We start from the raw sequence: 26,690 nt of genomic DNA, 5'->3' as shown, positions 1-26,690 counted from the left end.
CGTGCGGAAACAACCCCATCCTGGCAGCGCGCCGCGACCCTGCGCGACTACCTCCCAGGTAGCCTGCCGCGCCCCCGGCTGATACGCTCCCAAGCGAGCGCTTGGTTCAGAGTCGAAGGGCTGACGCATGAGGTTCTCCACGTTCCACCTCTTCCACCGGTTCGAAGGGCAGAGCTTCAAGGACGTCTACGACTACCACCTTGAGCTCATCGAGCTGGCCGAGGAGCTGGGGTTCGACGGGGTACGGCTGGCCGAGCACCACTTCCGCGACTACGGCGTGGTCCCCAACCTGTTCACCCTGCTCGCCCACGCCGCCGCCCGCACCGAGCGGATCCGCCTGGGCACCGGCATCGTGGTGCTCCCCCTGCACAACCCCGTGCACGTGGCCGAGGAGGCGGCGCTGGTCGACGTGCTCTCGGGCGGACGGCTCGACCTGGGCATCGGGCGCGGCTACCAGAGCTTCGAGTTCGAGGGCTTCGGGATCGACCTGGCCGAGGCGCGCGACCGCTTCAACGAGGCGCTCGAGGTGATCCTCGGGCTCTGGACCCAGGACTCCTTCCAGCACGAGGGCAAGTTCTACCGGACGGGCGAGGTGTCGCTGACGCCCAGGCCGCTGCAGGCGCCGCACCCGCCCATCCACGTGGCCGCCGTCTCCCCCGAAACCGTCACCATGTACGGCGAGCGCGGCCTGCCCATCCTCGCCGACCCCGCCGCCCCGTTCCGCAAGGTCGTGAAGGCCGCGGAGACCTGGCGCTCGGTCTCCGGCCTGGCGCAGGCCGATCTCGTGGTCGCGCGAAGCGTCTACGTCGCGCCCACCGTCGAGCGGGCACGCGAGGACCAGGCGAGGTTCGAGGCCTCCTTCGACAGATCCCGCATCTTCAACGAGCGCAGCGCGCCCATCGACCACAGGACGGGCAAGGCCGCGCAGGGCTTCGAGTACTACCAGGACCGCTATCTCAAGGGCGGGACGGTCTCCAACGACTTCCGCTGGGAGCAGCTCGAGGTCATCGGCGACCCCGCCCGTGTGATCGAGCAGATCGGCGTGCTGAAGGAGGCGGGCTTCTCCACGCTGCTGTGCGACTTCGGCAGCACCAGGCCGATGCCGCTGGAGGAGATGAAGAAGGTCATGCGGTTCTTCGCGACCGAGGTGATACCCGCGTTCCAGGAGGCGTGATGATCCACTCGCTGACACTCTCCGACGTCCTGTCCGAGCACGCGCGCAGCCGCCCGAAGGTGACGGCGGTGGTCGACGGCTCCTTGCGGCTCACCTACTCCGAGCTCGACGCCAGGGTCTCACGGCTGGCAGGCGCGCTGGCGGCGCGCGGCGTGGGCGAGGGCGAACGGGTCCTGTGGCTGGGCCAGAACTCGCATGCCGTCCTGGAGCTGCTGCTGGCCTGCTCGCGCCTCGGCGCGCTCTTCTGCCCCGCCAACTGGCGGCAGTCCACCGACGAGCTGCGCTTCGTGGTCGAGGACCTGTCGCCGAGGGTGGTGGTGTGGGAGCGGTTCGAGGCTGCGGCTCCCCTGGCCACCGACGCCTGGGTGGACGACCACGCGGCGCTCGTCGAGGAGGGCCACCCCTCCGACCTGCCGCCCGTCGACGACGGCGCGCCCGTGCTCGCCCTCTACACCGCCGCCTTCGAGGGACGGCCGAACGCCGCCATGCTCAGCAGCGCGGCGCTGCTGGCGCACAGCATGTCGCTGCTGGTGGTCAGGCAGATGGAGCCAGATTTCACCTTCCTCAACAACGGGCCGCTCTTCCACGTGGGCACGATGATGTTCTGCCTGGCCACGCTGCAGATCGGCGGCACGAACGTCTTCACGCCCTCCTTCGACGCCGAGGAGGTCTGCCGGCTCGTCGACGCCGAGAAGGTGACGCAGGCGTTCCTGTTCGGGCAGATGATCGACGCGGTCGCGGCGGCGAACGCGGAGCGCAAGTACGACCTGTCGTCGCTGCGGTTCGTCTCGCACTCGGCGGAGTGGGACGAGATGACCACGCCCGACGACTCGCCATGGTGCAGGTCGAAGATGGGCGGATACGGCCAGACCGAGGTGGGCGGCATGCTCACCTTCCTCGGCCTCGCGCCGGGCGCCGCAGGGTTCGCCGGACGCCCCTCGCCGCTGGTCCAGGTGCGCATCCTGGCGCCCGACGGCTCGGAGGTCGCCCAGGGAGAGGTCGGCGAGATCTGCGCCAGGGGCAAGACGCTCTTCTCCGGCTACTTCGCCAGACCCGAGCTGAACGCGCTGAAGTCCCGGTACGGCTGGCACCACACCGGCGACCTCGGCAGGCGCGAGCAGGACGGCACCATCACCTTCATCGGCCCGAAGCTGCGCATGATCAAGTCGGGCAACGAGAACGTCTACCCCGCCGAGGTGGAGCGCGCGCTCAGGTCACACCCCGCCGTGGCGGACGCCGCCGTGATCGGCGTGCCCGACGAGCGGTGGCACCAGGCGGTCAAGGCCGTGGTGGCGCTCAAGGGAGAGGCCTCGGCGGAGGAGCTCGTCGAGCACGTCAGAGGTCAGCTGGCGGCCTACAAGAGGCCCAGGCACGTGGACTTCGTCGAGTCGATCCCGAAGAAGGGCTTCGCCCCCGACTACGACGCCCTGGACCTGGCGCACGGCGGCGGCAACTACCCGGGCGCCTGAGCAGGGGAATCGCCGACGCCGCACGAAGGCGGCTCGCGCGCTCCCTGGCGAACGCGGCGAAGGAGCGTGCGGGCCGTCCGACTACCTCGGCGACGTCACCCGTGGTGTAGTCGCCCCACCCTTCCGCGCAGGCCCTCCCGCACTTCATGCTGACCGCACAGTCCGGGCTGCCGGAAGGTCGCCGGCGAACGCGCCTGGCAGGCTCGCGGGCCTGTGGAGGTCGCCCACCGCCGCCTCCCCTCCGATGGCGCCCTCGAAGGGGCGCGTACCAGGACCCGCACGCGGTCCATGGCAGGCAGGGACCTCAGCAGAGCGCTGGAAACGGTACCCGTCGCACCGGTGATGTGGATCATCCTTACGGAGACGCTACAATCATTATCACTGATAGTCAATATTGGTGACCGAAGAGGAGGGGCTCGTGAACCGGGCCGAACGCAAGAAGGCCGACCCCGACCTCGGCGTCATGGCGGGCCAGGTGCTGTTCTCGCTGCAGAAGGAGCTGTTCTCCGCGCTCGCCGAGCAGGGCCACCCACGACTGCGCCCGCGCCATGGCGCCGTCCTGGCCTACCTGGACGAGGAGGGCAGCAGGGCCACGGACCTGGCCCAGCAGTCCGGGCAGCACAAACAGGTCATCGGCACGCTGGTCGACGAGCTGGTCGAGCTCGGCTACGTGCGCAGGGAGCCCGACCCCCGCGACCGCAGGGCCAAGCTGGTCATGCCCACCGAGCTGGGGCTCGACCAGATGGTGAAGTCCGACGCGATCATCGCGGCCATCGAGCGGCGGCACGCCGAGGCCGTGGGCGAGCAGGCCTATGCCGCTTTCCGGCAGGTTTTCAAGCAGGTGGCCGAAGGGCAGCGTGGGCGGCTACGTTGATCCGATGTGCCCCCCGTAGCCTGGCGTCCCCTCGCCCTCATCGCGGCCCTGCTGTCGGCGCTGCTCCTCGCGCTCACCCCGCTGTACGGCTACCACCGCGACGAGCTGTACTTCCGGTTGCTGTCCGAGCACCCCGCATGGGGCTACGTCGACCAGCCCCCGCTCACCCCGATGCTGGCCAGGCTGTCGATCTCGCTGTTCGGCGACACGCTGACCGGGCTGAGGATCCCCGCACTGGTGTGCACGGCGATCCTGGTCTTCCTGGTCGGCCTGATCAGCCGCGAGCTGGGCGGCGACCGCAGGGCGCAGATCCTGGCCGCGGCGGGCATCGGCACCGGCGCGTTCACTTTGATCGCGGGTCACTCGCTGCTGACGCTCAGCGCCGACCTGCCGCTCTGGTCGGCGGCGATCCTTTTCGTCCTGCGAGTCCTGCTCAGAGGTGAGGGACGCTGGTGGCTGGCAGCGGGCGCGGTCATCGGCGCGGCCACCTACAACAAGCACCTGATCGCGCTGCTGGTCATCGGACTGGCCGCGGGTGTGCTCGCGGTGGGCCCGCGCAGGATCCTGCGCGATCCGTGGCTGTGGGCGGGCGCGGGGCTGGCGGTGCTGATCGCCTCTCCCAACCTGATCTTCCAGGCGGTCAACGGCTGGCCGCAGCTGGAGATGGCGGCCGCGCTGAGCGAGGACAAGGGCGCGGAGATGCGCGTCCTGTTCGTCCCGATGCAGATCGTGCTGTTCGGTCCCGTGGTGGCCTTCGTCGCCGCGCGCGGCTGGCTGCGGCTGTGGCGTGACGAGCGGCTGCGCTGCCTCGCGTTCGCTTACCCGGTCGCCGCGGCGCTGACGCTGATCAGCGGCGGCCGGTTCGACTACACCGCCGGGCTGATCATCCTGCTGTTCTGCGCGGGCGTGACGCCCGGGCTCGGCTCCTCGCTGGCGGTCAACGGCACGTTCTGCGCGATCTTCGCACTGCCGCTGATCCCGGTGTCGGTGGTGAGCATGACCCCGATTCCGCTGGTCAACGAGGTCGTCAGAGAGTCGGTCGGCTGGCCGGAGTTCACCGGAGCGGTCCGCGCCGCCGTGGGCACGCTGACCCCCGAGGAGCGCGCCCGCGCGATGCTGCTGGCAGGCAGCTACGGCGAGGCGGGCGCCCTCCACCTGGCAGGCGACCTGCCGCCGGTCTACAGCGGACACAACCAGCTCCACCTGTACGGCCCGCCGCCCGAGAGCGCCGACGTGGCCGTGGTGGTGAAGTATCCACGCATGCGCATGGAGAGGCTCTTCCAGAGCTGCGTGGAGCACGGCAGGGTGAGCAACGAGGCGGGCGTGGACAACGAGTTCCTCGGCCTGCCCGTGCTGGTGTGCAAGGGCCTCAGGACGCCATGGCGCACGGCCTGGCCCCGCTTCCAGGAGTACAGCTGATATTTGACAGAGCGTTCCAATAAAGCCTAGGTTCTGGCCATGGCCAGGACCAAGGAGTTCGATCCCGACCAGGCGCTGCAGGCCGCCATGGAGCTGTTCTGGCAGCGGGGCTACGAGGCCACCTCCATGTCCGACCTCGTCCAGCACCTCGGCATCGGCAGGGCGAGCATCTACGCCACCTTCGGCGGCAAGCGCGAGCTCTACCTGAAGGCCTACGAGCGCTACCTGGAGCAGGGCATCGACTTCGAGAGCCTGCTGTCCGGCCAGGGGCCGGTGCTGCCCGCCGTACGGGAGCTGGTGAGGAGGTTCGCCGACGAGGCCGCGCACGACAGCGCCCACCGCGGCTGCCTGGTGGTCAACACCGCGGTCGAGCTGGCCCCTCACGACGAGGAGCTGGCCAGGCGGGTGGAGTCCAACTGGGACTTCATCGAGAACACGCTCGCGGCGGCGCTGACCAGGGCGCGGGAACAGGGCGAGCTGGACGGCGCCCAGGACCCCCGCTCCCTGGCCAGGTTCCTGCTCACGGTGCTGCAAGGGCTGCGCCTGATAGGCAAGGGGTCGAACGACGCCGCCAGGCTGCGCGACACCGCCACGCAGGCCCTTCGCGTGCTCGACCTCACAGGATCGCCAGCGGGCTGACCGGGCTGCCGGTGCCTCCCTCGATCTTCAGCGGCGCCACGACCAGCACGAAGTCGGCGGGGCCCGCCTGAGCCAGCTCCTCCAGCCACAGCATCTCGATCAGGTGCACGCCGTGGCGGTGGAGCAGGATGAGGTGCAGGTCGTCCTCCAGGCTCTCGTCGGCGAGCTGGTCGGCGTTCAGCCCGCCGATGGCGGCGTTGTCGCAGGCCACCGCGGCCACGTCGCGCCCCGCCAGCCAGCGGCCCGCGTCGGGCGCGAGGCCCGGCTGGCCGCTCCGGTAGGTGTCGGGCCAGGTCAGCGGCCAGCCGGTGCGGATCACCGCCACGTCGCCCTGCCGCAGCCCAGGACCGATCTCCTCCAGCAGCGCCGCCCCGATCCTGAAGTCCACCGGCAGGTGCGCCATGCCCAGATGGCGCGGCACGTCGAAGAACACCCCTCGCGCCACGATCCCGCCGACCTGCTCGATGCCGCAGCGGGCGGCGCCGTACGAGCGGACCCTGGAGGCGGGGTGGCCGTTGTAGAGCTGGTCGCCCTCCCACATGTGGCACAGCGCGTCCATGTGGGTCGTGGTGCCGTGGTGGGTGACGATCAACGCGTCGTCGGCCATCCGCAGGCCCGCCCCGATCGCCCTGGCCCCTGCCGCGTAGTCGCCGCCGTCCACGGACATGAAGTGCTGCGGCAGCGGACGGCCGCGCAGGTGCGGGACGGTCGTGGGGGCGGCCGAGGAGGTGGCGCCCCTGATCGGCATCGCCAGATTGAGCACCTGGCCGGTCCTCGCGCCGGCGAGGGCGTCGAGCACCGTGGCCGGGGTGAGCAGGTTCAGGGTGCCGCGCTGGTCGTCTGTGCCGAAGCGGCCCCAGTTGTTAGGCTCGGTTACCAAGCAAGCGCTTCCTTTCACCAGAGAGGTGTCCATGCGACTGGACGACGTGTTCGCGCGGCAGATGGGGCTGGGTGCGGCCTTCGCCGTCCATGTCGACGGCGAGCTGGTGGTGGACCTGTGGGGCGGCGTCGCCGACCGGCGCACCGGCAGGCCGTGGGAGGCGGACACGCCCGTCCTTTCCTACTCCTGCACCAAGGCGGTGACCGCGACCGTCGCCCTGCTGCTCGTCGAGCGCGGGCTGTTCGAGCTGTCGACGCCGGTGGCCGCGCTGTGGCCCGAGTTCTCCTCTCCCGAGGTCACGGTCGAGCACCTGCTCACCCACCAGGCGGGGCTGCCGGCGATCGAGGAGCGGGTGCCCGTCGAGGAGTACGGCGACCAGGCCGCCATCGCCGCCAGGCTGGCGCGCCAGTCGCCGCTGTGGGAGCCGGGCAGCGCCCACGGCTACCACGCGCTGACCTACGGGTTCCTGGTCGGCGAGGTGATGCGCAGGGTGACGGGCAAGTCGGTCGGCGAGCTGGTGGCCGCGGAGATCGCGGGGCCGCTGGGCCTCGACCTGTGGCTCGGCGCGCCCGACGACGTGATCGCCAGAGCCGCCCGCCTGTCCGCCGGCCCCCGCCCCGGCCCGTCCCAGCAGGGCCTCGCCGAGGCCGCACCCCTCGCGGAGAGCGAGCCGTCCAGCGAGGCCGAGCAGGCGGCGCGCGATCCGAACAGCCTGATGAACAGGGCGCTCGGCAACCCCGGCGTGCACAGGCTGAAGGGCGGCGCCAACCACCCCGACCTCCTGCGCGCGGGCTGGCCCGCCATGGGCCTGGTCACCACGGCGAGGGCGCTGTCCGGCTTCTACCGGGCGCTCATCGCCGGCGAGATCCTCCAGCCGGGCACCCTTCGCGACGCCCTGCGCCCCAGGGTCTCCGGTCGCGACAGGGTCCTTCTGGTCGACACCTCGTTCGGGCTCGGGTTCATGCTGCCCTCCGAGGGGTTCGCGCCCTTCGCGCCCACCGCCTTCGGCCATGCCGGCATGGGCGGCTTCCTCGGCCTGGCCGACCCCGCGCGCGGCCTGGCCATCGCCTACACCATGAACGAGATGTCGGCGGCCTTCGCGGGCGGCACGGCGGCATGGGAGCTGACGAAGGCGGTCTACGACGCGCTCTGAGCTCACTGCATCGTCACCCCGCCGCTGACCGACAGCGTCTGTCCCGTGATGTAGGCGGCGCGTTCGGTGCACAGGTAGGCCACCAGTCCCGCGACGTCCTCGGGCTCGCCGAGCCTGCGCAGCGGGATGCCCCTGGCGATCTTCTCCACGAGTCCCGGCTCCTGCTCGGCGACCCTCCTCAGCATCGGGGTGTCCGTCGGGCCTGGGCAGACGACGTTGGAGGTGACCTCGCCCTTCGCGGCCTCCCTCGCCAGCGTCTTGGCCAGCCCGAACAGCCCCGCCTTCGTCGCGGCGTAGGCGCCCTCCCCGCCCGAGCCCGCCCTCGCGCCGTCGGAGGAGACGAACACCAGCCGCCCCCACCCGCGCTCGACCATCCCCGGCAGGAGCAGCTTCGTCATGAGCATGGGGGCGCGCAGGTTGACCCGCCACATGAGGTCCCAGTGCGCGGGGTCGCTGCCGGTGAACGGCTCGACGATCGAGAGGCCCGCGTTGTTGACGAGGATGTCCACGGCGCCCGCCGCGGCGCAGAACTCCTCGATCGACGCGGGGTCGGCCAGGTCGACGCGGTGCGCCGTGCCCAGGCCCGCGGGCAGCGCCTGCGCGACCTTCGCCGCGCCCTCCCCCTCGACGTCCGCGACCACCACGCGGGCGCCGAGCGCGGCCAGGTCGGCGCAGATGGCCGCCCCGATCGCGCCCGCTCCCCCGGTGACCACCGCGCGCCTGCCGTCCAGCCGCATACCGTCCATCACCGGCCCGCCTCCCAGACCCGAGCGGCCGTCACCCTGCTCGCCAGCAGGCCGATCGTGTGGTCGAGGACGGCCTGCGCATAGTCGTCGGGGATGCCCGCCACGGCGTCGGTGACGACGGTGACCCGGTAGCCGAGATTGACCGCCTCGATCGCCAGGCCCTGGATGCCGAGGTTCAGCGACACCCCGACGGCCACCACCCGCGTCACGTCCAGCGACCTCAGCGTCATGTCCAGGCTGGTGCCGGTGAACGGCGAGAACCCGTGATGGCGGCGGCTCTCCAGATCGCCTGGCTCCCACAGCTCGGGCAGCACCTCGACGGCCCCTGTGCCCTCCAGCATGTGGGCGGGGTCCTTGAGCAGGTGGGCGAGGAACGGGCTGTTGCGGGTGTGCGAGCCCGCCCTGTCGGCGCGGAAGGCCGCCGTGCAGTGGATCACCGGCACGCCCGCGCTTCTCGCCCCGCGCAGCACCTCGGCGGCGTTGGCGACCACTCTCCGCTTGTCGCACACCGCCACCAGCTCGGGAAATCTCGTGACATCGCCGACGACGCCGCGCTGCATCTCCATCACCAGGACGGCCGTGCGTTCCATCGACGCCTCCGCGCGTGATCGAGCGCTTGCTTGGTGCGCCAAGAGTAACATCTCTCCTACCTTGTGGAAGAAGAGGTGACGTGCGGTGATTTCGTGATGACAGAGCGCGTCATTCCTCTGTCGAGCCGCGCGGTCATCCGCTAGCGTTAGAACACACGAACGGGGACCTGAACGCTGATACCGTCCAGGTCCCTCCCCCACCGTAGAGGGAGAGCATGATGGGCATCAAGGAATCCGGCCTCCAGTTCGTCACGGACATCGAGAACGCCGTGATCGCGTCGAGGGCCGACATGATGCAGGGGCTGGAAGACGTCACCCACCGGATCAACGGGGTGGCGAACAACCTCAAGGAGTTCAGGGCCAAGGTCGAGGCCGAACTAGCACAGGTCAGCACCGACGTGGCCGAGGTCGGGACCGGACTCGCGGATCTCAAGACCAGCCAGACCGAGTTCAACACCACCGCGATGGAGATCCTCATAGACCTCCAGCGGAGGATTCCCGCCTGATCGAGACATGACGGAGCCCCCGGCCGCGCGTCCGGCCGGGGGCTCCGTCACGTTGTCACGTGAGGGTGGAGATGACGTGGTGGGCGTCGCCGCTGTTCCAGCCCGCGCAGTTGGGCGGGGCGAAGGCGGCGGTCGTCACCGGGGAGGAACGGCAGGATGAGGGCAGCACGACGCATGGCGGGTCTTCGTTAGAGGGTGCGGAGGAAGGCCAGCCCATCGACGGCGAGAGCGTCCTGGCTGGGCGCCAGCGGCCTCCAGATGGAGGCGGCGGTGGCGATCGTCTGGTTGTGGGCGGTGAACGACTCGATGACCAGCGGTCCCCCGTAGGAGACCTCGCGCAGCGCCCCCACGAAGGAGGGCCAGTCGAAGCGGTCCTGACCGGGGGTGCCCCTGTCGGTGCCGCAGACCTGGACGTGCGCGATCCTGCCCGCGGCCAGCCGTACGGCCGCCGCGGGGTCCTTCTCCTCGATGTTCAGGTGATAGATGTCGAGGGTCAGTCCGGCGCGCTCGGGCAGCGCCTCCAGCGCCTGCTCGACGGTGTTGAGCAGGCTCGTCTCGTAGCGGTTGAGCGGCTCGACCGCCAGCCGTACCTCGCTGTGGTCGATGACGGGCCTGAGGTTCTCGCGCAGCTCGGCGTAGGCGGCCGCGCGCTCGCTCGCGGACATCCTCCACGTGCGGCCGACCGCGCTGTAGGCGGGCCCCGCGATGACCGGTGAGCCGACGATCTCGGCCACGTCCATGCAGTGCCTGAGGTAGTCCTGGGTCTCCCTGACCGTGTCGGAGGCGACCAGGTCACGTCCCGGCGGCATGACCAGCACCACGGAGGCGCGCAGGCCGAGCGAGGCGAGCAGGTCGGCCGCCCTGGCCGGGTCCCAGTCGCCCGGCTGCTCGACGGGCAGTTCGATGACGTCGAACCCCCACCCGGCGACCCGGGGCGCGAGCGCCTCCAGGTCGCCGTCGGTCAGCGGCGAGGTCCACACCCAGGTGTTGACACCCAGGTTCACTTCTTGCCGCCCCAGGTCTCGGGGAAGCCGGGCAGGCTCTCGCATCCGCACAGCGCGTAGTGCAGCGGCGGCATGTTGGGCTGCAGGTAGGTGTCGAGGTTCTCCGCGGTGATCTTCGGCTGGGGCAGCTTCCAGGTCTTCGGCACCTCCTCGCCCTTGAGGATCTTGAGCGCCGCGATGACGGGGGTGCGCCACTGGTAGGTCGGGTAGGTGGGGGCGATGGCGGTCAGGTTGTTCTGCTTCCACTTCTGCAGGAAGTCCTGCTGGTCCTCGCCGACCATGGCGGGGACGGGCACGCCCGCGTCCTCGAACGCCTCGACCGCGGCGACGGCGGTGGCTCCCGCGTCCATCCACACACCGTCCAGCTTGCCATGACGGGCGATGTAGTCGCTGACGATGCTCTTGGTCTTGGCCGCGTCGCCGTCGGTGAACTCCACGCCGACGACCTGCAGCCGGCTCTTGTCGAAGGTGGCCTTGGCCGCCGACCAGCGGGTCTCCAGGACGTCCACGCCCGGCAGGATGCGCAGGGCGAGCACCTTGCCGCCCGCGGGCACCTTCTCCACCAGGAACTCCGCACCGTCGGCGCCGAAGGCGTAGCCGCCGATGGGGTTGATGAAGGTGACGGGGCAGTCGGTCTCCACGCCGCGGTCGAAGACGATCACCGGCAGCTTGCCGCAGGCGGCCTTCACCGCGGGGGTGAGGGTGGCGGTGGTGTTGGGCGAGACGATCAGGGCGTCACATCCCTTGCCGGTCAGCTCGGCGATGTCGGAGATCTGCTTGTCGTCCTTGCCCTCGGCGTCCAGGGCGGTGAACGTGGTGAACTCCTTGTGCAGGGCCACCTCGGCCTGCATGCTCTTCCAGCCGACCTGCCGCCACGGGTTGTTGACGGCCGCGTTGGAGAAGCACAGGTGATAGCCGCCGCTCTTCTTGTACTGGGAGGTGCTGACCATCTGGGGGTCGATGGCCTGCTCCCACGGCTTGTCGGCGGGTCCCTGCGCGGTCTTGGTGCGCATCGCGAGCTGGGCGTCGTAGTCGGCCTGCACGAAGAACTTCGACTGCTCGCCCGTCCCCGCCGCGGACGCCGCCGAGGACGGCGCGGCGGAGGCGCCGGCCGACGTCGCGGCCTGGGTGGCGGTGGTGGCCGGTTTGTCACTGGTACAGGCGGCCGCGAGTAACGCGAGCCCTGCCAGGGCGACGAGGAAGGGCTTAGGACGCGACATGTGCGTCTCCTTTTCGGGGGGTGAGGGGGAAGGGAAGCCGTACGGCTCCCGCCGCCACGGCGGCGATGATGATGACGCCCTGCACGGTGAACTCCAGCGCGCCCGAGATGCCGTACAGGTTGAGCAGGGTGAACAGCGCCTCCAGCGTGAGGGCGCCGGCCATGGCCGCCACGACCGAGCCGCGGCCGCCGCCGAGCGCCACGCCGCCGAGCACGACCGCGGTGATGGCCGAGAACTCCAACCCTTGGCCGACCTGGGCGGAGACCCCCGCGAAGCCGCCGAGCAGGATGCCCGCGACCGCCGCGGCCAGCCCGGAGAGCACGAAGGCGAGGATCCGTGCCCTGGTGACCCTGACCCCCGACAGGGCCGCCGCGCGCTCGTTGTCGCCCGTGGCGATGAGTGTGCGGCCGAAGTCGGCCCGCATGATCAGCGCCGCGGCGACGCCCACGGCCAGCAGGATGAGCGTGGACCACAGCGTGTCGCGCCCGAAGACCCTGAAGGCCTGCGAGAGCGCCCCGCGCGGCGCGCCGCCCGTCCAGAGGAAGACCGCGCCGGACAGCACGAGCATCATGCCCAGCGTGGTGATGAACGACGGCACCCGCAGCAGCGTCGTCACGGCCCCGTTGGCCAGCCCGACCAGCAGGCCGATGACGATCACCAGGGCCAGGACGGGCCAGGTGGCCGCCTCGTCGCCGTCGATCAGACGGGCGGCGACGACCACCTCGACCGTCACCAGCGACCCGACCGACAGGTCGAACTCCCCGGAGACGATCACGAAGTACTGCCCCGCCGCCAGGATCACCAGCGGCGCGGCCCTTTTGACGAAGGCGAAGAACCCGGCGGGCTCCAGGAAGAACGGGTTGGCCACCGCGATGGCGACCAGCAGCGCGGCCAGGACCGCGAAGATCGGCAGAGCGCGCTTCACAGCCGCTTCCTTCCCGCACGACGGGCGTAGACGGCCACCGCCGCCACGATCACCACGCCGCGCACCACGTCCTTGAAGAAGGAGTTGACTTCGAGCTGGTTGAAGACGCTGTCGAGGACGGCCAGCAGCAGGACGCCGCCGACGGTTCCCGCCACGCCTCCCCTGCCGCCCGCCAGCGCCGTGCCGCCGAGGACGACGGCGGCGATCGACTCCAGGTCGTAGCCGCCGTCGGTGCCCACGGTGGGGGCTCCCGCGCCGAGCCTGCTGGCGAGCAGCAACCCCGCGATGCCCGCGCACAGCGAGCACAGGATGTGGGTGACGATGACGACCCTGTCGGTGCGCACGCCAGAGAGCCTGGCCACGTCGGGGTCGCCGCCGACGGCGTAGACGCGGTAGCCGTACCTGGTCCTGCTGAGCAGGAACCACGCGGCGACGGCCACGGCCGCCCACAGCAGCGCCGAGACGGGCACGGGTCCGACCCTGTCGTAGCCGAGGTGCTGGAAGGACTCGGGCACGCGTCCCGCGGGGCCGTCGTAGAGGTGGTCGACGACGCCCTTGATGATGAGGGCGACGCCCAGCGTGGCGATGAAGGCGTGGACCTTCAGCTTGGTGATGACCACGCCGTTGACCAGGCCGACAAGGGCGCTGACCGCGATGACGGCGGTGATGGCTCCCGGCACGCTGCCCGCCTCCATGATCTCGGCGGCGACCAGGGACGAGAGGCTGATCAGGTAGGCGACCGACAGGTCGAGGGAGCCGGCGAGGATGGCGAGCGTCTGTCCCACGGCCACGATGCCGAGGGCGGCGCTGCGCTGCTGGACACCGACGACGGTCTCGAGTGTGAGCAGGTTGCCGCCGTCGATCGCGACCAGGATCCAGCCGACCACGATCGTGGCCAGCAGGGCGAGGTAGACGACCTGGGTGGAGCCGAGGCCGGACCACGGCCCGGGTCTCGCGCGCCCCACCTTCCGGTCGCCGGGGGAGCCGGGTAAGGCCACGCCTTCGGGCGCGGGCGTGGTGTGCAGGTCGTCGCTCATGTCGCCTCCTCGCTCGCGGCCAGGCGGATGATGTCCTCTTCCGACGAGCCGGCGGGGAGGGTCCCGGCGACGCGGCCGTCGCGCAGGACCATGACGCGGTCGCTCATCCCGATGAGCTCGGGCAGCTCCGAGGAGATCATCATGATCGCCATGCCGTCGGCCGCCAGCTCGCGCATGAGGTCGTGGATGGCCGCCTTGGCCCCGACGTCCACCCCTCTGGTCGGCTCGTCGAACAGCAGCACGTCGGGGGCGAGCGTCATCCACTTGGCGAGGACGACCTTCTGCTGGTTGCCGCCCGACAGGTAGAGGACCTCCTGTGAGGGGCGGGCGGGTGAGAGGCGCACCCGCTCCAGAAGGTCGCGGACGGAGGAGCCCTTCCGCCCGATGGCCCGCGCCACCAGCAGCGCGTTGTCGCGCACCGACTGACGAAGGGCGAGCCCCTCGGCCTTGCGGTCCTCGGTGACCAGGCCGATCCCCGCGGCCACCGCCTCGCGCACCGAGCGGGGCCGCAGCGGCGTCATCGTCCCCCTGGTGAAGGGGGCGGCGCCGAACATCGCCTTGGCCAGCGACGAGCGGCCCGAGCCCTGCAGGCCCGCGACGCCGACGATCTCGCCCGCCCTGAGCTCGAGCGTGATGTCGTCCAGGCGCTCGTTGCCGCCGCCCGTGACGCTCAGCCGCACCTCACCCACGGAGGAGGCGCGAGGGGGGAAGTAGGTGCCGAGATCACGGCCGACCATCAGGCGGACCAGGTCGTCGGAGGTGACCTCGGAGGTGGACACGGTGGAGACGAGACGGCCGTCCTTCAACACGGTGACCTCGGAGGCGAGGTCGAAGACCTCGCGCAGGCGGTGGGAGATGTAGAGCACGGCGATCCCGCGTTCCTGTAACCGGCGCACCAGCCGGTAGAGCAGTTCGACCTCGTGCTCGGCGAGGGCGGCCGTGGGCTCGTCCATCACCACGATGCGCGCGTCGAGCGACAGCGCCTTGACGATCTCGACGACCTGCTGCTGGGCCACCGACAGCCGTTTGACGGGATCGCGGGGGCCGAAGGAGTCCTCGCCGAGGCCTGCGAGGAGCGAGGCGGTCGCCGTGTCCATCGCCGCGCGGTCGACGAGCCCGCGCCGCAGCGGCTCCCTGCCGAGGAAGACGTTCTCCGCGACGCTGCGCTCGGGCAGGAGGGTGAACTCCTGGTAGATGATGGCCACCCCGGCACGCTGGGCGTCGAGCGGGTGCCCGAAGGAGACCTGCCTGCCGTCGATCGTGATCGTCCCCGTGTCGGGGGCGTGCACGCCTGCGAGGATCTTCATCAGCGTGGACTTGCCCGCGCCGTTCTCGCCGACCACCGCGTGGACCTGCCCCGCCGCGACGGCCAGGTCCACCTCCGCGAGCACCCGGACGCCGAGGAAGCTCTTGCCGATGCCGGTCATGCTCAGCACTCGGCCCACCGCCCCGACGCCGCGGAGGCGAGGACCGCGTCGCAGACGCGGGCGGCGCGGGCGCCGTCCTCGAAGGTGGGCAGGCCGTCGCGGTGCTCGCCGCGCAGGGCGGCGTAGCTGTCGGCGACGAAGGCGTCGAAGCACTCGTGGTAGCCCTGCGCGTGTCCCGGGGGCAGCGGTGAGTACGGCAGCGCCTGCGGCGACAGTGTCGCGGGGTCACGTACGAGCGCCATGGAGCCGCTCCGCTGCCCGACCCACAGCTTCTCCGGCTCCTCCTGGTCGAAGGCGAGGCTCTGCTCGGTCCCCGACACTTCGAGGAACAGCCGGTTCTTGCGCCCTGGCGAGACCTGGCTGGTGGTGACCGAGCCGAGCGCGCCGCCCGTCGTACGGAACTGGACCGTGACGACGTCCTCGGTCAGCACGGGGGCGTGGCCTGCCCGCTCGCGCTGGACCACGCCGGTCTGGGCCGACACCGCGGCGATGCGCTCGCCGGTGACGAACTCGGCCAGGTCGCACCAGTGCGAGCCGATGTCGGCGAAGGTGCGGCTCGGCCCGCCGAGCTCGGGGTCGACCCGCCAGTTGTCGTCCTCGGGACGCAGCAGCCAGTCCTGCAGGTAGCTGCCGTGGACCAGGCTGACCCTGCCGACGTCGCCGCGCGCCACCCTGTGCCTGGCCTCGCGGACCATCGCGTGGAAGCGGTAGACGAACGGGACGGTGGCCACCAGGCCAGCCTCGGCGGCGCGGGCCGCCATCAGCGCGGCCGTCTCGGCATCGGTGGCCAGGGGCTTCTCGCAGATCACCGCCACGCCCGCGGCCAGGGCCTTGAGCGTGAGCGGGGCATGCAGGTGGTTGGGCGTGCAGATGTGGACCAGGTCGATCTCGCCCGACTCGATGAGCTCGTCCGCCGAGGAGTGGGGACCCTGTGACTTGCCGGGGCGCGAACCCGCGACGCCGACGATCGTGGCCCCGGCCAGGCGAGCGGACCTGGCGTGCACGCCGCCCATGAAGCCGGTCCCGATGATGCCCACCCTGGGGTTATCAGCCGATTCCCGCCTTATGTCCCTCATGTTTCGGGATGGTAGATCTTGATTATGTCGACGGTCAAGCAAAAGTCTGCTCTTTACAGCAGAAGAGCAGGGCGCTATACACCGATGAGCCGCATATGGAGGAGGTAGCCGTGTCCGGCTCCTGTGCTAGAGCCCTCTGCCCACGTCCGCGATGAACCTGGCCAGGCCCGCTCTCCTGCGGAACAGCTCGTGCAACTCGGGCGTGGGCTCCTCGCCGAGCCGTTCGAACGGCAGGGCCGTCCACGCGCTGCACAGCACCAGCGTGGCCGCGTAGCCGTAGGCCACCTCGGCGGGGTCGAAGCCCGAACCCTCCACGTACGCCGCCTCGATCGCCTCGTGGACGGCCGGCAGCTCGGCGGCCGTGAGCTCGCCCGCGTGCGCCCCGCCGACCAGCAGCTGGTTCAGGTCGAAGCCCACGCACGTGGGGTACGGCCAGCTCCAGTCGATCGCCACGAACTCCGCCGAGCCGTCGGCGGGGACCAGCAGGTTGGCGGGGCAGGCGTCGCCGTGCGAGAGCGTGTGCGGCAGCTCGCCGACGGCCTCGACGAGCGGCTCGATCCGCCCCGTCAACGCCATCAGGTCCGAGCGCAGCAGCGGATCGGCGTGGGAGGCCACCAGCGGATGACGCCAGAAGCCAGGGTCGCGCAGGGCGGGCAGGAACACGTTCGCGACCGGCCCGTCGACGTAGTACCGCAGTCCCGGGCAGGGGCCCGTGGCCGGGTGCATGGCGGCCAGCTCCCCCAGCAGCCTGGCGGCGGCCCTGTAGCGGTCGAGGTCCCACGGCGCGCGGTCGACGGGGACGTCCTCCAGCCACATCACATACCGCTCGTCGCCCAGGTCCTCCAGGTGGTGCAGGCGCGGCAGGCGCAGGCCCTTGGGCAGCTCCATGCCCGACAGGTAGACGTCGAGGTCGGCGCGCCACGGGAAGTTGGCGATCGCCGCCTCCCTGGCTTCCTCCGGCACCTCCTCGATCCCCGGCAGGTGGCGCACCGACCTGATCGACTTCACGATGAACGACCAGGCGGCGCCGTCCGTGGTGGTGCCGCTGACGCGGCGCAGCGAGGCGGTGGACAGCGCGCCGGACGGATGGGCGAGGGCCTCGGAGCGGTGCGAGGCGATCCTCGCCTCCGGATCACCCAGGCTCCGCCTCACCAGCTCCGTGACGTCCATGGTCCGACCCTGCTCTCCTCGCGATCGCCTCGCATGAGTAAGGCCTACTCAAATACCCTTCCAGAGTGGCACGGTCGTGGCCCTTCGCAGGCCGCGCGGCGCAGCTGAGCGAGATCAGGTCGGCCGCCCGCGGCCTGGTCGTCGTGGGGCCGCCGGGGGTCGGCAAGAGCAGGCTGGTGGCGCAGGCCGTCAGCGAGGCGGAGGGGGTGGCCTGGGTGCGGGCCACCGCGGCGGCGGCCGAGCTGCCGCTCGGGGCCTTCGCGGCGCTGCTGCCCTCCACGCCTCCCTCCGGCAACCCCCTCGGCTGGGCCGCCGACGCGGTGCGCGCGCCCGTGCTCGTGGTGGACGACGCCCATCTGCTCGACGGCGCCTCCGCCGCGCTCGTCCACCATCTGGTGACGCGGGGCCGTACCAGGGTGATCGCCACGCTGCGCACGGAGACGCCCGTGCCCGACGCGGTGCGGGCGCTGTGGAAGGAGGACCTGCTGCCGCGCATGGAGCTGGCCCCGCTGACCGCGCAGGAGAGCGCCGCGATCCTGGAGCGGGCGCTCGGCGGCAGCGTGGAACAGAGCGCGGTGACCAGGCTGTGGCAGGCCAGCAGGGGCAACGTCCTCTACCTGCGCGAGCTGGTGCTGTCAGGGGTGCTGACCGAGAGCGGAGGGATGTGGCGGTGGCGCGGGCCGCTGGCGATCACGCCTTCGCTGCGCGACACGATCGCGGGCCGCATCGGCGGCCTCACTCCGGACGAAAGGGAGGTGCTGGAGTACCTCGCCTACGGCGAGCCGCTCGGCGCCGACCTGCTGTCCGAGCTGGCCGCCTCGGCCGCGGTCGAACGGCTGGAGGAGCGCCAGCTGGTGACCGTCGACTTCGAAGGCCGCCGCCTGCAGGTGCGCCTGGCCCACCCGCTGTACGGCGAGGTCATCAGGCACGGCTGCGGCACCCTTCGCGCCCGCAAGCTGCTGCGCAGGCTGGCCGACACCGTCACGGCCACGGGGTTACGCCGTCGCGAAGACGTGGTGAGAGTGGCCGTCTGGCGCCTCGACAGCGGGCCCGTCGCCGAGCCTGGCCTGCTGCTGGCCGCGTGCGACAGGGCCAGGATGGTCCGCGACCTGGAGCTGGCCGAGCGGCTGGCCCGCGCGGCGGCCGACGCGGGCGGTGGCCTGCCCGCCGCCATGGCCCTGGGCACCGTCCTGTTCTACGCCGACCGCTACCGCGAGTCGGAGGAGGCGTTCGCCGCGGCGTGGGGCCTCGAGATGGACGACTACTCGCGCACCACCTACGGGGTCTACCGGGCGTTCAACCTCTTCTGGGGGCTCGGCGAGGTCGAGCGGGCGCTGGAGCTGCTGGAGGAGACCGAGCACTCGGTCTCCGCGCTCGACGCGCGGCAGGGGGCGCGGGGCACCAGGGCCTCGATCGAGGCGTTCGTCGGGGATCTGGACAAGGCCGCGGCCACGCTCCGCTCGACGATGACGATGGGCCCCTGCGTCGAGCCCCGCAACGTCAGGGCGTTCGGCACCACGGAGGCCACCATCCTGGCCGCGAAGGGGCGCGCCACGGAGAGTCTGGAGGTGGTCGCCCGCACCGGGGCCGCGCTCGACAGGGCGGCCCACGCGCTGCCGAGCCTGCGGGCCGCGCTGCTCGACGCCGCCACCCAGGCCGCGCTGTACCTGGGCGATCTCGACACCGCCGAGCACCACGCCGACCAGGGGCGCAGGCTCGACGGCGAGTTCGGCGCGTGGGCACGGGCGGTCGTCGAGTTCGGCACCTACCAGGCGAGGGCGCTCAGGCTGAGGGGACGCGTCGCCGACGCCCTGTCCGCCGGCCGCGAGGCGGCCGCCCGGCTGCCCTCGCGAGGCGCGTGGGCGGGGTTCTGCCTGGGCGAGCTCGCCCAGGCGCACGCCCTGCTCGGTCAGCTCGACGCGGCAGAGGAGGCGCTGGCCAGAGCCGAGGCCACCGGGCTGCCGATCGGGCCTCCCGTGGTCGTCCCCCTGCGGCAGGCCATGGCGTGGACGCTGGCCGCCAGGGGCGACGTCGCGGGGGCCGTCGCGGCCCTGCTCGCGCTGGCCGACCAGGCGCTGCCCGTCCAGACGCCCTTCCTCCTCCACGACGTCGTACGGCTGGGCCGCCCTTCGCTGGTCGCCTCCCGCATCACCGGTGAGGGCCCGCTGGTCGCGCTGTTCGCCAGGCACGCCGTCGCGGGCACCGGCGCCGAGCTCGACGCGGTGTCCCTGGAGTTCGAGCGCCTCGGCCTGATCCTGCACGCCGCCGAGGCCGCCGCCCAGGCCGCCCGCCGGCACCGCGACAGGGGGCTGACCCGCGCCGCCCAGGCCGCGCGGACCAGGGCGTGGGCGCTGTCGCGCCGCTGCCAGGGCGCCCGCACCCCCGCCCTGCTCGATCTCGACGTACCCGAGCTGACCCCGCGCCAGCGCGAGATCGCCGTGCTCGCCGCGCAGGGCCTGACCAACAGGGAGATCGCCGAGCGCCTGGTCGTGTCGATCAGGACCGTCGCCAACACCCTCTACGCCGTCTACGAGAAGACCGGCGTCAGCGATCGCAGCGCCCTGGCCGACCTGCTTCTCGGCTGAGCCCCCGCTCCCCCGGTTGACGCGCTCTCCCACGCCTTCTATGGTTCATTACAGGAGTAATGAACCACAGAAGCGAGTAACCATGTTCGACGACCGGAGCCCCATCTACCGGCAGATCGCGGACCGCATCAAGGCCGAGGTCCTGAGCGGGGCGCTGAAGGGAGACGAGCAAGTGATGTCCACCAACCAGTACGCCGCGTTCTTCCGCATCAACCCAGCCACCGCGCAGAAGGCGTTCCAGCAGCTGGTCGACGAGGGCGTTCTCTACAAGAAACGAGGTATCGGCATGTTCGTCAGTCCGGCCGCCCGTGACACGCTCAGGGCCGAGCGCCGGGAGGGCTTCTTCACCGACGTGGTCGATCCGATGGTGGCCGAGGCCAAGGCCATCGGCATCCCGTTGGACGACGTGATCAAGAGGATCAGGGACAGCCGATGAGGATCGACATCGACAACCTCAGGGTCGCCTACGGCGAGACCGTCGCCATCGACTCGCTGTCGCTGCGGCTCGACACAGGGAAGATCTACGGCCTGCTCGGGCGCAACGGCGCCGGCAAGACGAGCCTGCTGTCCGTGCTGGCAGGCTTTCGCAGGCACAGCGGCGGAACGGTGCTCGCCGACGACAGCCCGATCTTCGAGAACTGGCTCACGACCAGGGAGATCTCCCTCATCCGCGACGCGGGAGAGACGGTCAACCTCGGCACGGTGGAGGACGCGCTCTACTTCGCCGAGGACCTGCGCCCCCGGTGGGACGCCGCCTACGCGCAGGAGCTCATCGACCTGTTCAAGCTCGACCGCAAGAAGAACGTCAAGTCCATGTCCAAGGGCCAGCGCTCGGCCGTGGGCGTGGTGGTGGGGCTGGCGTCGAGGGCGCCGCTGACCATGTTCGACGAGTCGTACCTCGGCATGGACGCCCCCTCCAGGCAGGCCTTCTACGACGCCCTGCTCGCCGACTTCATGGCACACCCGCGCACGATCATCCTCTCGACCCACCTCATCGAGGAGGTCAGCTCCCTGTTCGAGGAGGTCGTCATCATCGACAAGGGCCGCCTCGTCGTGCACTCCCCCGCCGACGAACTGCTGGCCATGGGGAGCGCCGTCACAGGACCCGTCGAGCAGGTCGAGGAGTTCACCCGCGACCTGACCGTCCTCGGCTCCAAGCAGCTCGGCCCGACCAGGTCCGTCATGGTCTACGGCCCGCTCGACCACGCGGAGGCCCGTAAGGCGGGTCTGGAGACCGGCCCCATCGCCATGCAGGAACTGTTCATCCACCTGACGGGAGGCCCCGCCTCATGAGATTCCCCAGCCGCCTCCTCGCCGCCAACATATGGTTCGCGCTCTTCGCGTGGCTGGCCTACCTCGTGGTCATCACGCTGGTCACCGTCGGCATCGGCGTCTGGGGCGAGCTCAACGAGAGCGTGTGGGAGAAGGCCGTCCAGCTGACCAGGTGGTACGCGCTGTTCGTCGGCGTCGCCCTGGTCACCGAGTTCCTGCCGCTCTTCATCGCCCACGGGCAGAGCCGCCGCCAGTTCGGGTTCCAGGCCGCCGTCACCATCGCGATCTTCGCGCCGTTCCTCTCGGCCCTGCTGGTGATCAGCTTCCTGCTGGAGTCGCTGCTGTACGGGCTGACCGGCTGGACCTGGGCCCTCGGCCAGGCCCACCTGTTCAGCGCGCCCACCCAGGTTCCGATGATCTTCCTTGAGTACACCGTGATGTTCGTGGGATGGCTCGTGGCCGGAGTCTTCGTCTCCTCCGCCTTCTACCGGTGGCAGGGCGGAGGGCTGCTGGCCATCGTCCCCGCCGTCGCCATTGTCCTGTTCGTCCAGTCCACGATCGGCGACAAGACGCCGCTGCCGTTCATCAGCCTCAGGATCGGCTTCGACCTGGCCGACTCGGCGCTCAGCGCGGTCCTCGCCGCCGTGGGCGCGTTCATGGTCGGTCTCGGCCTCACCTGGCTGATCATCCGTGACGTCCCGTTGAGGAACAAGGTGTCATGAGCGCGTTACTCGAGGTCGTGGGGTTGCGCAAGCGCTACAAGGACATCGTGGCCGTCGACGGGCTCGGCTTCGCCGTCCACGAGGGCGAGACCTACGGCCTGCTCGGGCCGAACGGAGCCGGCAAGACCACGGCCATCTCGATGATCGTCGGCGTCCTCGACGCCGACGCGGGAGAGATCCGCGTCGCAGGCAGGGCCCCCGACCTCGCGACCCGCGCCATGGTCGGCTACGTGCCGCAGCAACTGGCCCTCTACCCCGACCTGACCGCCCGCCAGAACCTCAGGTTCTTCTCCGGCATGTACGGCATGCGGCGGGCGCAGGCGCGGACCAGGATCGCCGAGATCCTCGAGCTCATCGGCCTGTCCGACCGCGCCGACCACGCCGTGGCCACCTACTCGGGCGGCATGTCGCGCAGGCTCAACATCGGCGTCGGCCTGCTGCACCGCCCGCGCCTGCTGGTCATGGACGAGCCCACCGCGGGCGTCGACCCGCAGAGCCGCACCTCCATCCTCGACAGCGTCCAGCGGCTCACCGGCGAAGGTCTCGCGGTCCTCTACACCACCCACTACATGGAGGAGGCCGAGCGGCTCTGCGACAGGGTCGGCATCGTCGACCACGGCCGCATGCTGACCGAGGGCACGCCGTCCGAGCTGGGCGACCCCGACCTCGAAAGCACCTTCCTGCGCCTCACAGGCCGAGCGCTGAGGGACTGACCATGCGCGCGATGCTGCTCATCCTCGCCCAGGACCTGCGCCGCCGCTCGAAGGACAGCACGCTGCTGGTCTTCGCGATCGTGCTGCCGCTCGGGATGGCGTTCATGTTCGACCTCGTCATCGGGGGCTCCGAGGGGCCGGTCGCCGCCCGCTACGGCGCCGTCGGCGCCTCCCCCTTCCCCTCGTCGCCCGCGCTCCCGCCCGTCGTCCCCGTCGCCTCCGAGCAGGAGGCGCGCGATCTGGTCGAACGCGGCCGCCTGGACGCGGTGTTCGTGACGGGCCCTGGCTCCATCCACGTGATCGGCAGCGTCGACGCGCCGATCGCCGTCCAGGTGGCCCGCGAGATCGCCGAGTCCGCCGCGCTGCCACTGCGGGGCCCGCCGCCGATCGAGATCGTCGAGGACGCCACCGCCGCCACCCGCGAGCTCGACCCCGCGACCCACTACGCGGCCGGCTCGGCGGTGTTCTTCATGTTCTTCGCCGTGCTGTTCGGCTTCACGGGGCTGTACGCCGAGCGGAGCGCCGGCACGCTGGCCCGCCTGCTGGCCGCCCCGGTGCCGAGGGCGAGCGTGGCGGCGGGCAAGCTGCTCAGTGGCCTGCTGGCCGCCCTGGCGGGAATGGCGGTGCTGGTCGGCGCCACCAGCCTGCTCATGGGCGCCCGCTGGGGTCACCCTGCAGGCGTGGCGGCGCTGTGCGTGGCCTGCGTGCTGGCCGCCATGGGGCTCAGCGCGTTCGTGGCCTCCTTCGCCAGGACGGCCGAGCAGGCCGCCACCTGGCAGTCGGTCATGGCCACGGCCTTCGGCCTGCTCGGCGGCTCGTTCTTCCCCGTGAGCTCGTGGTTCGTCCAGCTCACCCCGCACCACTGGTTCCTGCGCGGCCTCGCCGACCTGCACGGCGGCGCGTCCCCCCTGCCCTCCCTCGCGGTGCTGCTCGGGGTCGCCGCGCTCACCCTCCCCTTCGCGGCAAAGCTGGTGAGAGCATGAAGGTGCTGCTGATTGCCCAGGTCGGCCTGCTCAGGCTCGCCAGGGACAGGACCAACGTGTTCTTCGTGCTCCTCGCCCCCTTCCTGCTGATCCTGGTGCTCGGTCAGCTCTTCGGCGGTCAGGACGGTCTCAGGCTCGGCGTGGTCGCCGCCCAGGAGCAGCTGGCCGAGCGCCTGGTCACCGCGCTCGGCTCGGGGACCCGCGTGACGGTCACCCGCGCGGCCGACGAGGCGGCGCTCAGGACGGCGGTGGAGCGCGGCGAGGTACACGCGGGACTGGTGCTTCCCGCCTCCTACGACGCGTCGCTCGCGGCCGGCCGCACGGCCGCGGTCCGTTACCTGATCAGGCAGACCGACCTGAGGAGCCACGACGTCGGCACATGGGTGCGCTCGGTGGTCAGGCAGGAGTCGGCCCGCGTCCTCGGCGTGTCGCCCACGGCGACGGTCACGGTGAGCACCGCGGGCAGGGCCGTCTTTCCCGAGGGTCTCAGCGCCTTCGCCATCTCAGCGCCTCCGCTGCTGCTCCTGTTCACCTTCCTCACCTCGCTCACCGCCGCGCTCGGCCTGGTGGAGACGCGCGCGCTGGGTGTCTCCAGGCGCGTGCACGCCTCGCCCACCAGGGTCGGCACCGTGATCGCCGGGGAGGCGCTCGGCCGCGTCGCGATCGCGCTGGTGCAGGGGGCGCTCATCATGGCCGGCTCGGCCCTGCTGTTCGGCGTCGACTGGGGCGACCCTCTCGGCGCGGTCGCGACCCTGCTGGCCTTCTCCCTGGTGGGCGCGGGCGCCGCCATGCTGCTCGGCGCCTCGTTCAAGACGCCTGGACCGCCGATCTCCCTCGCCATGATCCTGGGCCTCGGGCTGTCGGCGCTGGGCGGAGGGACGGTCCCGCTGGAGTCGTTCGACCCGACGCTGAGGACCATCGCGCACCTGACCCCGCACGCCTGGGGATACGACGCCTTCGCCCAGCTGGTACGGCACGACGCCGGTCTCGTCGACGTGCTGCCCCAGCTGGGCGTGCTGACGGGGCTGGCGCTGGTCCTGTTCGCCCTGGGCACCTGGCGCCTTCGCCGCGCCCTCACCTAGAGCAGGGCGCGACTCTGGGCCTCGATCGCGGCGGTGACCACGTCCGCGAAGGCGCGCATGCCCGCGGCGTTCGGGTGGAAGGGCATGGCGCGCGAGGTGGGGACGTACCCCTCGATCCAGCGGACGCCTCTGGCCGCGCACGCGTCGTGACCGGCGCTCGGCGTCTCCAGGTCGACATAGGTGGCGCCGCTCGCGACCGCCTGCTCGGCGAGCACGCGGTTGACGCGGGTGATGAGACCCTGGACCCACGTGGCGTCCTCGCCGAGCACGGGCACGCGCGGGTAGCAGCCGCCCCTCGGCAGGTAGGTCGCGTATCCCACGACGAAGATCCTGGCCATGGGCGCCCGTCCGGCGACGCGGCCGATGAGCCTTTCCAGTCTGGGCGCGAGGGCCTGGATCCTGGCCTGCCAGCCGTTCTCGCCGTCCTCGGGCTCGTCGTCGGCGCAGGGGTCGGCGACGAGCGGCAGCAGGTTGAAGCACTGCACGACGAGCTCGGTGAGCCTGAGGTCGTTGCCGCCGATCTGCAGGGTGACCAGGGTGGTGTCCTCGGTCACCGCCTCCAGCTGCGGGGGCACCGTGCCCGCGGGCGTGACCTGCCCCTCGTACATGTCCTCGGTGGTCGCGCCCGAGCACGAGGCGTCCCTGAAGACGGTGACGCCCAGGGACGCGGCGGTGAGCGAGGGATAGTTGCGGTTCGAGCGCAGGCAGCCAGGCTGGGCGAGCGACTGGTTCGGGATGAGCGGCCCCGCGGCGGCCGAGTCGCCGAGCGCCACGTAGACATCGCCGGGCGCCGCGGCGGGCCGCGCGGAAGAGGGCGTGGTCCCCACGAGCGCCACGAGCACGGCGGAGGAGAGCACGACGGTGGAACGGAGCATCGAGTCCCTTTCGGCCAGGACCGCCATGCGCGGCGCGTCCAGGGACGCACTGTGGCGCGGGCGCGGGCCTCGGATCCAGGCGACCGCGCGCTCCTTGCGCGCTCATGGCGGAGTCCTGGCCGAGCGCTGCCTCGCCGATCACCTCTCCGTGCGGACCGCCGTTGCGTCGCCGCCACCTCCGCTCAGCCGACCGCCGGACGACGCCGCCTCCGCTCAGCCGACCGCCGGACGACGCCGCCTCGGCCCAGCCCGGACGTCGGTCACCGCCGCGTCGGGTCAACCCGACGTCAGTCGGCGCCCCCCTCGGCTCAGCTCGCCGTCAGCGGGACGGCCACGGTGATCTCGCCGCCCAGCCGGTAGCCCTCCGACAGGTCGAGGTCGTCGCCGCTCCAGAACTTGCCGGGGTCGTACCAGTTGGGCCTGCGTCCCGCCTGCAGCAGGCCCATCTCCTCGTAGGTCACCGCGACGACCTCGGCGCAGTAGGCGCGCTCCAGCGTCGCCTCGCCCTCCTTCGCCGCCGCCTTCCTGCGCAGCCTCGGCACCCTGCCGCGCAGCCAGCGCCCCGCCAGCCGCGCCGTCGAGGGGAACGGCGTGCCGTCGAGCCTGGCGACCGTGCGCAGCGCGGCGTCCTCCATCTCCTGCGTCGCCTGCGGCTCGAGCTGACGCAGCCAGCCGCGCTGGCCGTACCTCTGGCCCCACACGGTGACCGCCTCGCGCAGGTCGTGCAGCTGCACCCCGCGCTGGTGGGTGCCCGACCACAGGTCGAGCAGCGACTTGCCGAGTTCGGCGTGCCACATCATCGGCGGCAGGTCGTCGATCACGATCGACATGCCCACGTGGTTGACCGGACTGTTGGTCACGGTCTGGATGGCCCTGTCGGGTACCGAACGCCCCCTGAACACCCACAGATCGCCTGTGCGAGTGAGATTCACGGCCTCGTCAAGAGTCAGCACAGCACTACCCTAGGCACATGCGCACGAAGTGGTGGAAGATTCTGGGCCTTGCGGGCATGGCGGGCGTGGCCGCGACCGGCGTCGTCATGGCCCGCGCCGAACGCCGCCGCCGTGCCTACACGCCGGAGGAGATCCGTAGCCGCCTGCGCGAACGCGTCGAGAACCCGCCGCAGCAGACCTGAAGGGGTGCGTCTTG

General features: G+C 71.3%; 27 protein-coding genes. 15 read left to right on the top strand and 12 right to left on the bottom strand.

Annotation, left to right across the window (positions count from 1 at the left end; genetic code table 11):
• Positions 1–127: 127 nt before the first annotated feature.
• From ABFX50_RS21260 to ABFX50_RS21240, 5 genes are all read left to right on the top strand, one after another.
• Positions 128–1,174, top strand: a complete 1,047-nt coding sequence (locus ABFX50_RS21260) for an LLM class flavin-dependent oxidoreductase (RefSeq protein ID WP_183657076.1) — start codon at positions 128–130, stop codon at positions 1,172–1,174.
• Positions 1,174–2,643 carry an AMP-binding protein gene (locus tag ABFX50_RS21255; RefSeq protein WP_346148856.1) on the top strand — a complete coding sequence of 490 codons (1,470 nt, stop codon included), beginning with the start codon at positions 1,174–1,176 and terminating at the stop codon, positions 2,641–2,643. Before ABFX50_RS21260 ends, ABFX50_RS21255 begins: the two co-directional genes overlap by 1 nt.
• A gap of 418 nt (positions 2,644–3,061) precedes the next feature.
• On the top strand, positions 3,062–3,517 hold the full coding sequence (locus ABFX50_RS21250) for a MarR family transcriptional regulator (protein WP_312895852.1): 456 nt from the start codon (positions 3,062–3,064) through the stop codon (positions 3,515–3,517).
• Between the two features lie 6 nt (positions 3,518–3,523).
• Positions 3,524–4,936, top strand: a complete 1,413-nt coding sequence (locus tag ABFX50_RS21245) for a glycosyltransferase family 39 protein (RefSeq protein WP_346148853.1) — start codon at positions 3,524–3,526, stop codon at positions 4,934–4,936.
• A gap of 39 nt (positions 4,937–4,975) precedes the next feature.
• Positions 4,976–5,575, top strand: coding sequence for a TetR/AcrR family transcriptional regulator (locus tag ABFX50_RS21240; RefSeq protein ID WP_346148851.1), 600 nt, complete (start codon positions 4,976–4,978; stop codon positions 5,573–5,575).
• Here ABFX50_RS21240 and ABFX50_RS21235 read toward each other — a convergent pair.
• On the bottom strand, positions 5,553–6,455 hold the full coding sequence (locus tag ABFX50_RS21235) for a cyclase family protein (RefSeq protein ID WP_346148849.1): 903 nt from the start codon (positions 6,453–6,455) through the stop codon (positions 5,553–5,555). The genes ABFX50_RS21240 and ABFX50_RS21235 overlap by 23 nt on opposite strands.
• Positions 6,456–6,486: 31 nt before the next feature.
• Between ABFX50_RS21235 and ABFX50_RS21230 the strand changes: the two genes are divergently transcribed.
• Positions 6,487–7,608 carry a serine hydrolase domain-containing protein gene (locus ABFX50_RS21230; protein ID WP_346148847.1) on the top strand — a complete coding sequence of 374 codons (1,122 nt, stop codon included), beginning with the start codon at positions 6,487–6,489 and terminating at the stop codon, positions 7,606–7,608.
• Positions 7,609–7,610: 2 nt separating this feature from the next.
• Here ABFX50_RS21230 and ABFX50_RS21225 read toward each other — a convergent pair whose 3' ends face one another.
• Both ABFX50_RS21225 and ABFX50_RS21220 read right to left on the bottom strand, forming a co-directional pair.
• On the bottom strand, positions 7,611–8,354 hold the full coding sequence (locus ABFX50_RS21225) for an SDR family NAD(P)-dependent oxidoreductase (protein WP_346148845.1): 744 nt from the start codon (positions 8,352–8,354) through the stop codon (positions 7,611–7,613).
• Entirely contained in the window at positions 8,354–8,944 is a 591-nt protein-coding gene (locus ABFX50_RS21220) for a cysteine hydrolase family protein (protein WP_346148843.1), read from the bottom strand. The genes ABFX50_RS21225 and ABFX50_RS21220 overlap by 1 nt, the downstream gene beginning before the upstream one ends.
• 215 nt (positions 8,945–9,159) lie before the next feature.
• Here ABFX50_RS21220 and ABFX50_RS21215 point away from each other — a divergent pair, with 215 nt between their 5' ends.
• Positions 9,160–9,450, top strand: a complete 291-nt coding sequence (locus ABFX50_RS21215; protein ID WP_346148841.1) for a hypothetical protein — start codon at positions 9,160–9,162, stop codon at positions 9,448–9,450.
• A 188-nt stretch (positions 9,451–9,638) separates the two neighbouring features.
• Here ABFX50_RS21215 and ABFX50_RS21210 read toward each other — a convergent pair whose 3' ends face one another.
• The 7 genes from ABFX50_RS21210 to ABFX50_RS21180 all read right to left on the bottom strand — a co-directional run bounded on the left by ABFX50_RS21210 (position 9,639) and on the right by ABFX50_RS21180 (position 17,309).
• Positions 9,639–10,499, bottom strand: a complete 861-nt coding sequence (locus ABFX50_RS21210) for a sugar phosphate isomerase/epimerase family protein (protein ID WP_379505504.1) — start codon at positions 10,497–10,499, stop codon at positions 9,639–9,641.
• Positions 10,451–11,674 carry an ABC transporter substrate-binding protein gene (locus ABFX50_RS21205; RefSeq protein WP_183657054.1) on the bottom strand — a complete coding sequence of 408 codons (1,224 nt, stop codon included), beginning with the start codon at positions 11,672–11,674 and terminating at the stop codon, positions 10,451–10,453. The genes ABFX50_RS21210 and ABFX50_RS21205 overlap by 49 nt, the downstream gene beginning before the upstream one ends.
• Positions 11,661–12,599, bottom strand: a complete 939-nt coding sequence (locus ABFX50_RS21200) for an ABC transporter permease (RefSeq protein ID WP_346148836.1) — start codon at positions 12,597–12,599, stop codon at positions 11,661–11,663. Before ABFX50_RS21200 ends, ABFX50_RS21205 begins: the two co-directional genes overlap by 14 nt.
• Positions 12,596–13,636 (bottom strand): ABC transporter permease, encoded by a 1,041-nt coding sequence (locus ABFX50_RS21195; protein WP_346148834.1) that lies wholly within the window; start codon positions 13,634–13,636, stop codon positions 12,596–12,598. Before ABFX50_RS21195 ends, ABFX50_RS21200 begins: the two co-directional genes overlap by 4 nt.
• Positions 13,633–15,063: a sugar ABC transporter ATP-binding protein gene (locus ABFX50_RS21190; RefSeq protein ID WP_346149031.1), complete on the bottom strand. Its 1,431-nt coding sequence runs from the start codon at positions 15,061–15,063 to the stop codon at positions 13,633–13,635. The genes ABFX50_RS21195 and ABFX50_RS21190 overlap by 4 nt, the downstream gene beginning before the upstream one ends.
• A gap of 2 nt (positions 15,064–15,065) precedes the next feature.
• A complete protein-coding gene (locus ABFX50_RS21185) occupies positions 15,066–16,139 on the bottom strand; it encodes a Gfo/Idh/MocA family protein (RefSeq protein WP_346148832.1) in 1,074 nt (357 codons plus the stop codon).
• Positions 16,140–16,265: 126 nt separating this feature from the next.
• The gene (locus tag ABFX50_RS21180) at positions 16,266–17,309 is read right to left on the bottom strand and encodes a phosphotransferase (RefSeq protein WP_346148830.1); all 1,044 of its coding nucleotides are present in this window, start codon (positions 17,307–17,309) and stop codon (positions 16,266–16,268) included.
• A 65-nt stretch (positions 17,310–17,374) separates the two neighbouring features.
• On the opposite strand from ABFX50_RS21180, the gene ABFX50_RS21175 reads away from it, so the two are divergent.
• The 7 genes from ABFX50_RS21175 (at position 17,375) to ABFX50_RS21145 (ending at position 24,666) form a co-directional block, all read left to right on the top strand.
• Entirely contained in the window at positions 17,375–19,894 is a 2,520-nt protein-coding gene (locus tag ABFX50_RS21175) for a LuxR C-terminal-related transcriptional regulator (RefSeq protein WP_346148828.1), read from the top strand.
• Positions 19,895–19,976: 82 nt separating this feature from the next.
• The gene (locus ABFX50_RS21170) at positions 19,977–20,330 is read left to right on the top strand and encodes a GntR family transcriptional regulator (RefSeq protein WP_183657042.1); all 354 of its coding nucleotides are present in this window, start codon (positions 19,977–19,979) and stop codon (positions 20,328–20,330) included.
• The gene (locus tag ABFX50_RS21165) at positions 20,327–21,187 is read left to right on the top strand and encodes an ATP-binding cassette domain-containing protein (RefSeq protein WP_346148825.1); all 861 of its coding nucleotides are present in this window, start codon (positions 20,327–20,329) and stop codon (positions 21,185–21,187) included. Before ABFX50_RS21170 ends, ABFX50_RS21165 begins: the two co-directional genes overlap by 4 nt.
• On the top strand, positions 21,184–21,888 hold the full coding sequence (locus tag ABFX50_RS21160) for a hypothetical protein (protein ID WP_346148823.1): 705 nt from the start codon (positions 21,184–21,186) through the stop codon (positions 21,886–21,888). Before ABFX50_RS21165 ends, ABFX50_RS21160 begins: the two co-directional genes overlap by 4 nt.
• The gene (locus tag ABFX50_RS21155; RefSeq protein ID WP_346148821.1) at positions 21,885–22,601 is read left to right on the top strand and encodes an ABC transporter ATP-binding protein; all 717 of its coding nucleotides are present in this window, start codon (positions 21,885–21,887) and stop codon (positions 22,599–22,601) included. Before ABFX50_RS21160 ends, ABFX50_RS21155 begins: the two co-directional genes overlap by 4 nt.
• A 2-nt stretch (positions 22,602–22,603) precedes the next feature.
• Complete coding sequence (locus ABFX50_RS21150) at positions 22,604–23,584, top strand: ABC transporter permease (RefSeq protein ID WP_346148819.1); 981 nt, start codon at positions 22,604–22,606, stop codon at positions 23,582–23,584.
• Positions 23,581–24,666 (top strand): ABC transporter permease, encoded by a 1,086-nt coding sequence (locus ABFX50_RS21145; RefSeq protein ID WP_346148817.1) that lies wholly within the window; start codon positions 23,581–23,583, stop codon positions 24,664–24,666. The genes ABFX50_RS21150 and ABFX50_RS21145 overlap by 4 nt, the downstream gene beginning before the upstream one ends.
• On the opposite strand, the gene ABFX50_RS21140 is transcribed toward ABFX50_RS21145, so the two are convergent.
• Both ABFX50_RS21140 and ABFX50_RS21135 read right to left on the bottom strand, forming a co-directional pair.
• Positions 24,663–25,541, bottom strand: coding sequence for an SGNH/GDSL hydrolase family protein (locus ABFX50_RS21140; protein ID WP_346148815.1), 879 nt, complete (start codon positions 25,539–25,541; stop codon positions 24,663–24,665). The genes ABFX50_RS21145 and ABFX50_RS21140 overlap by 4 nt on opposite strands.
• A gap of 308 nt (positions 25,542–25,849) precedes the next feature.
• Positions 25,850–26,491 carry a hypothetical protein gene (locus ABFX50_RS21135; RefSeq protein WP_346149029.1) on the bottom strand — a complete coding sequence of 214 codons (642 nt, stop codon included), beginning with the start codon at positions 26,489–26,491 and terminating at the stop codon, positions 25,850–25,852.
• Positions 26,492–26,511: 20 nt separating this feature from the next.
• On the opposite strand from ABFX50_RS21135, the gene ABFX50_RS21130 reads away from it, so the two are divergent.
• Entirely contained in the window at positions 26,512–26,676 is a 165-nt protein-coding gene (locus ABFX50_RS21130) for a hypothetical protein (protein WP_183657008.1), read from the top strand.
• The last annotated feature ends 14 nt before the right edge of the window (positions 26,677–26,690 follow it).

The sequence above is a fragment of the Nonomuraea recticatena genome, assembly GCF_039533245.1.
GTDB lineage: Bacteria > Actinomycetota > Actinomycetes > Streptosporangiales > Streptosporangiaceae > Nonomuraea > Nonomuraea roseola.
The sequence above is the reverse complement of the archived record's forward strand: the minus strand, read 5'-3'. Positions and strand labels throughout refer to the sequence as shown.

Bases quoted from the DNA above. Each gene is read 5' to 3' on its own strand.
- ABFX50_RS21195 (WP_346148834.1), bottom strand. From the start codon at position 13,636: ATGAGCGACGACCTGCACACCACGCCCGCGCCCGAAGGCGTGGCCTTA.
- ABFX50_RS21190 (WP_346149031.1), bottom strand. From the start codon at position 15,063: ATGACCGGCATCGGCAAGAGCTTCCTCGGCGTCCGGGTGCTCGCGGAG.
- ABFX50_RS21145 (WP_346148817.1), top strand. From the start codon at position 23,581: ATGAAGGTGCTGCTGATTGCCCAGGTCGGCCTGCTCAGGCTCGCCAGG.
- ABFX50_RS21260 (WP_183657076.1), top strand. From the start codon at position 128: ATGAGGTTCTCCACGTTCCACCTCTTCCACCGGTTCGAAGGGCAGAGC.
- ABFX50_RS21180 (WP_346148830.1), bottom strand. From the start codon at position 17,309: ATGGACGTCACGGAGCTGGTGAGGCGGAGCCTGGGTGATCCGGAGGCG.
- ABFX50_RS21220 (WP_346148843.1), bottom strand. From the start codon at position 8,944: ATGGAACGCACGGCCGTCCTGGTGATGGAGATGCAGCGCGGCGTCGTC.
- ABFX50_RS21205 (WP_183657054.1), bottom strand. From the start codon at position 11,674: ATGTCGCGTCCTAAGCCCTTCCTCGTCGCCCTGGCAGGGCTCGCGTTA.
- ABFX50_RS21140 (WP_346148815.1), bottom strand. From the start codon at position 25,541: ATGCTCCGTTCCACCGTCGTGCTCTCCTCCGCCGTGCTCGTGGCGCTC.
- ABFX50_RS21160 (WP_346148823.1), top strand. From the start codon at position 21,184: ATGAGATTCCCCAGCCGCCTCCTCGCCGCCAACATATGGTTCGCGCTC.
- ABFX50_RS21225 (WP_346148845.1), bottom strand. From the start codon at position 8,354: ATGGACGGTATGCGGCTGGACGGCAGGCGCGCGGTGGTCACCGGGGGA.
- ABFX50_RS21185 (WP_346148832.1), bottom strand. From the start codon at position 16,139: ATGAGGGACATAAGGCGGGAATCGGCTGATAACCCCAGGGTGGGCATC.
- ABFX50_RS21170 (WP_183657042.1), top strand. From the start codon at position 19,977: ATGTTCGACGACCGGAGCCCCATCTACCGGCAGATCGCGGACCGCATC.
- ABFX50_RS21230 (WP_346148847.1), top strand. From the start codon at position 6,487: ATGCGACTGGACGACGTGTTCGCGCGGCAGATGGGGCTGGGTGCGGCC.
- ABFX50_RS21155 (WP_346148821.1), top strand. From the start codon at position 21,885: ATGAGCGCGTTACTCGAGGTCGTGGGGTTGCGCAAGCGCTACAAGGAC.
- ABFX50_RS21130 (WP_183657008.1), top strand. From the start codon at position 26,512: ATGCGCACGAAGTGGTGGAAGATTCTGGGCCTTGCGGGCATGGCGGGC.
- ABFX50_RS21215 (WP_346148841.1), top strand. From the start codon at position 9,160: ATGATGGGCATCAAGGAATCCGGCCTCCAGTTCGTCACGGACATCGAG.
- ABFX50_RS21255 (WP_346148856.1), top strand. From the start codon at position 1,174: ATGATCCACTCGCTGACACTCTCCGACGTCCTGTCCGAGCACGCGCGC.
- ABFX50_RS21240 (WP_346148851.1), top strand. From the start codon at position 4,976: ATGGCCAGGACCAAGGAGTTCGATCCCGACCAGGCGCTGCAGGCCGCC.
- ABFX50_RS21210 (WP_379505504.1), bottom strand. From the start codon at position 10,499: ATGCGAGAGCCTGCCCGGCTTCCCCGAGACCTGGGGCGGCAAGAAGTG.
- ABFX50_RS21165 (WP_346148825.1), top strand. From the start codon at position 20,327: ATGAGGATCGACATCGACAACCTCAGGGTCGCCTACGGCGAGACCGTC.
- ABFX50_RS21150 (WP_346148819.1), top strand. From the start codon at position 22,604: ATGCGCGCGATGCTGCTCATCCTCGCCCAGGACCTGCGCCGCCGCTCG.